This is a genomic window from Caballeronia sp. (assembly GCF_049581465.1).
Classification (GTDB): Bacteria; Pseudomonadota; Gammaproteobacteria; order Burkholderiales; family Burkholderiaceae; genus Caballeronia.
The window spans coordinates 1-4,701 of record NZ_JBAUSA010000926.1; the positions used below are offsets into that span (position 1 = coordinate 1).

The 4,701-nt window shown below is 59.8% G+C and carries 3 protein-coding genes and 1 pseudogene; all 4 read left to right on the forward strand.

Features of this window, described 5'->3' with window-relative positions:
• Positions 1-542, forward strand: a 542-nt coding sequence (locus WCA53_RS22750; protein WP_423915812.1) for a winged helix-turn-helix domain-containing protein, incomplete at its 5' end; no start/stop codon positions are given.
• A pseudogene (locus WCA53_RS22755) lies at positions 539-1,911 on the forward strand (ATP-binding protein). The gene WCA53_RS22750 and the pseudogene WCA53_RS22755, both read left to right, overlap by 4 nt.
• Positions 1,912-2,554: 643 nt before the next feature.
• Positions 2,555-3,028, forward strand: a complete 474-nt coding sequence (locus tag WCA53_RS22760) for a RidA family protein (RefSeq protein WP_423915814.1) — start codon at positions 2,555-2,557, stop codon at positions 3,026-3,028.
• Complete coding sequence (locus tag WCA53_RS22765; protein ID WP_423915816.1) at positions 3,006-4,220, forward strand: amidohydrolase family protein; 1,215 nt, start codon at positions 3,006-3,008, stop codon at positions 4,218-4,220. Before WCA53_RS22760 ends, WCA53_RS22765 begins: the two co-directional genes overlap by 23 nt.
• The last annotated feature ends 481 nt before the right edge of the window (positions 4,221-4,701 follow it).

Here is a 4,701-nt window from a genome sequence, read left to right on the forward strand (position 1 = left end):
ATAACGGGGTCTACGACCTCGTACTACTCGATCTCGGCCTGCCCAAGCGCGACGGAATTGATGTCCTCGACGCGTACCGGCGCGCGGGTGGCGCGGCACCCGTGATGATCCTGACGGCCCGCGATGCGGTGGACGAGCGCGTTCGCGGCCTTGATGCCGGCGCGGACGACTACCTGATGAAACCCTTCGATCTCGACGAACTGGCGGCCCGCGTGCGCGTTTTGCTCAGGCGTCGGACAGGGCAGAAGCATTTGATCTATACGCATGCGGAACTGACGCTCGACCCGGCGGCGCACGAGGCCACGAAAAGCGGCGTGCCGCTCAATCTGGTGCCGCGCGAGTTCGCGTTGCTCCAGGCGTTGATCGAGGAACCGGCGCGCGTGTTCCGGCGTGCGGAACTCGAGGATAAGTTGTACGGCTGGGGTGAGGAAGTGGGCAGTAATACTATCGAAGTCTATGTGCATAGCATACGGCGCAAGCTTGGCGCGCAAGAAATCGTGACTGTGCGCGGTGTCGGCTATCGCCTCAAAGGACTCACATGACGTCGATTCGTCGATGGCTGCGGGGTGGCTGATCTTCGGGCTAGCGACGGCCTGCCTCCTCGCGGGGTACGGCATCTTTCACACGGCGCGCGAAGAGGCAGGCGAACTGTTCGACTACGAGTTACGCACCGTTGCGTTGTCGCTGCCAATGAATATCGCCACTGCTGATACAGCGGAGCGACGTAGTCACGACTTCAAGGGAATCGCCGACGATCGACTCGTGGTCGACATCTGGGACAGGACGGGGCAGCTCATTTACCACTCGCTCAAAGAACCGCCGTTTCCGCGCCTTGGTGACGGGTTTCGTTTGATCGACCGGGAAGGTTATCGCTGGCCGGTATTCGGGATTGTGCAGCCCGAGCGCTTCGTTCGGGTTGCACAGCCTTACTCCGTGCGCGAGGAACCTGCGCTGAAACTAGCGCTGCGAACACTCTGGCCGCTTGCGCTGCTGGTTCCCATCACGATTGGGCTCGTGCTGCTTGTGGTCGCCCGAGGACTCGCGCCAATCGGCTGGCTATCGCGTTCGCTTGCCAGCCGGTCAACCGAGTCGCTCGACCCAATGCGGATCGATCGTCCCGTGCCATTGGAAATGCGGCCGCTCGTCGACGCGCTCAATGACCTGCTGGTGCGCCTGAACGCGGCCTCTCAGACGCAGCGCACGTTTGTGGCCGATGCCGCACATGAGTTGCGCACGCCGCTTGCTGCGCTTAAGTTACAGGTGCAGGCCGCCGTGCGCAACGACTCGCTTCAAGGCGAAGGCAATACGGTCGAGCGGATCGAGGGACGCGTCAATCGCATCATCCACCTGGCGCAACAGTTACTGACAATGACGCGAGAGGACGTCGAGCGGGAGACATCGCTTGCACCCATGAGCCTGCGCAATTTAGGTGAGCGCTGCGTCGGCGACTTCTCGATGCTGGCCGAGGCCAAAGCGATCGATCTCGGGCTCGAACTCGAGCATCCCATGGACCCAGTTGACGCTTACACAATACTCGGGGACGCGCATCGGCTCGCGGTACTGCTTAACAACCTGCTCGACAACGCCATTCGCAACACGCCTCACAGCGGCCAGGTGGACGTAATACTGCGCCGCGAAGAAGGCAGCATTGCCTTGACGGTGCTCGACGACGGGCCGGGTATTCCGCCCGATGTGCTCGAACGCGCATGCGACCGGTTCTATCGGGGCGCGGGCGCGCAGGGGCAGGGCAGCGGACTCGGACTTGCGATTGCGTCGCGTGTTGCGAGCCGCCATTGTGCGCTACTGTCGCTTGCCAACCGTCCGGGCGCCCGGGGATTGGCCGTTTCAGTTCACGGTTTCAGGACCGCCGTGTTCCCATCAACCCAAGTGACAGAATCCAGATCGAACTAGCTTTTTCCGCCTGTGGCGCAAATGTCGCGCGAAAGGCGAGCCGTTTGGTTGCCATCTCGACCTAGCCCGCGATCTACCCCGCCTGTGGCATACCCCGATGCCGTGCGCAAGTTCCCGGTCCGTGGGCGAAGCGTGTATTGCGTGATGACGCGCAGGAACAGAATTGTGCAAACCAACTTCAACCTAAATTCCAATACTAAGGTTTCCTTTATAATTTTACATAAATACATTTAACGTCTATTAATGTGTAATGCTAACTATAAAAGTTGAAAGGATTTTAGACAGCGCCGCTCGATACCGAAATCGAGGCCCGATTTGGTCACGCGTACAAATAAATGGCTGCAGTATGGTTCGTCGCATGGTGCGAGTTCACTGAACACGCCTAAAATCCGTCAACTATTTTTTGACCAGTCGTCAGACCTGCCTTCGCGCCGTCTCACTCTCGGCAAGTTGACAATACCCCGCACACGCAACCTGGTCGAGCGGTTCTTCAATCGCATCAAGCTGCGGTAGGGAACGTCCGCTCATCAGACGGTTTGCGCGACCATCCGAACAATAGGACAATGCCCTCGCGACGGATGTCGTGCTATGCCACAATCTTGAAAGCCACAACGCGAGTTGTGGCTCATGAGGAGATAAGGCCATGACCGCGAACGATTCACCGGCAAAACGTCTTGAAGCGCTTGGTCTAGTTCTCCCGAAAGTGCCCGTTCCGCGCGGCGCCTTCAAACCGTATTCTCGCACTGGCTCGCTGATCTTTCTCGCCGGCCAGATTTGCGAGTGGGAAGGCGACGTCCGCTACGCTGGACCTGTTGGCGAGAAACACAATCTTGAGGCCGCTCAAAAAGCCGCACAGATATGCGCGCTGAATCTGCTGGCGTCGCTTCACCTGGCACTCGATGGCGATCTCGACCGCGTGGTGAGTTGCCATCGGTTGGGCGGATTTGTTTATTGCACGCCAGGCTATCCCGACGTCCCCAAAGTCATCAACGGCGCTTCGGACCTGATGTTCGCGGTGTTCGGGGAATGCGGCCGCCATGCGCGCACTGCGGTTGGCGTGGCGACGCTACCGGCAGGCGCAACGGTGGAAGTGGATGGTATTTTCGAAGTCCGCTGAGCAAGGAGGTCTTATTAACAAGAACCTGCTGATCACGAACGTGCGGCAACGCGACGGGAAACGGGTTGACATCGCCATTGCCAACGGTCTGATAGAGAAGATCGGTACAAACCTCGAACGTGACCCGCATGCCGCGCATGAAGACGGTGAGGGCGCACTCGTGCTGCCGGGCTTGGTGGAAGGCCATACGCATCTCGACAAGACGAACTGGGGCATGCCATGGGTCCGAAACGACGTGGGCCCGACGCTGGTGGACCGCATCGAAAACGAGCGGACATGGCGCGCAGCCACGCAGCACGATGCCGCCAAACAGTCGCTTGCGCTCGCCCGCGCGTTTCTCGCGCTCGGAACGACGCGACTGAGGACGCACGTCGACATCGACACAGACGCGGGCCTGAGGCATTTGCACGGCGTGATCGAGACGCGCGAGGCGCTGAAGGACGTGATGGAAATCCAGATTGTCGCCTTCCCGCAATCTGGCGTGCTGCGCCGTCCCGGCACACGCGAGTTGTTGAATGAAGCGTTGCAAGACGGCGCCGATGTCCTCGGCGCGCTCGATCCATCGCTGATTGACCAGAACCCGGTCGCATCGCTCGATTTCACGTTTGCCACCGCCGATCGCCACCAAAAACCGATCGATATCCATCTCCACGAACCGGGCGAGATCGGTGCGTTCACCTTCGGCTTGCTACTTGATCGCGTGCAAGCCTTGGGGCTGCAAGGCCGCGTGGTGGTCAGCCATGCGTTTTGTCTTGGGATGCTGGCTGAGCGCGAACGCGATGCGTTGTTGTCGAGGACTGCCAAGCTGGGAGTGTCGGTGCTCACCACGGCACCGTCCTCGGTGGAGGTGCCGCCATGGCACGCCTGCCGGGATGCGGGCGTCACGCTGTTTGCCGGAAACGATGGAATGCGTGACATGTGGTCTCCGTATGGCACCCCCGACATGCTCGAGCGCGCGATGCACCTGGGCATGCGATACGACTTGCGACGCGACGATGACCTGCAACTTGCGTTCGATTGCGTCAGCACACAAGGCGCGAAAGCTTGCGGATTCGAGAACTACGGACTGCACGAAGGCGCGCGCGCCGATCTGGTGCTGGTAAGCGCCGAGACAACGGCGCAAGCTGTGGTCGAGCGGCCAAAGCGAAAGCTGGTAGTGGCCAGAGGAAAAGTCGTGGCAAGGAACGACTGAATCGGGATAGGGGCAGCGTCGCTCGCTGCGCACCGTGGTCATCCTTGCTAAACCAGCCACATCCTGGCTTCGATACCGGTCGTCAGCCGCTCAACTTGACGCCGGCTGATGCCTAGGCGTTCAGCGACACGCCATGGCATCAGCAGACCCTCGGCGACCGCCTGACCGCCTGGATCGCCTTCAGTCGATCGAGCTCACCCATACTCATGGTAATCATCCCAGTGCGGTCCATGAGCGACTCCAGCCATCAACGACGGAGCTTGAGCATGGTCCAATGAGCCTCGACTGCGACACTTCTATCTGGCTCAAGTACGACATTACTACTTGGGGCCTACACAAATATTCTTCTTTGTCGATGTCGAGGCCAGATTCAGATGTCGGGGGTTGGGCTTTTTAGAAGTGTCGGGTTAGCCTTGTTAATCTCCTCTTGAAAGGGTCATTTCCCCACCGCGGCTACCCGCCTTTCGGCAGTTCTCAAGAC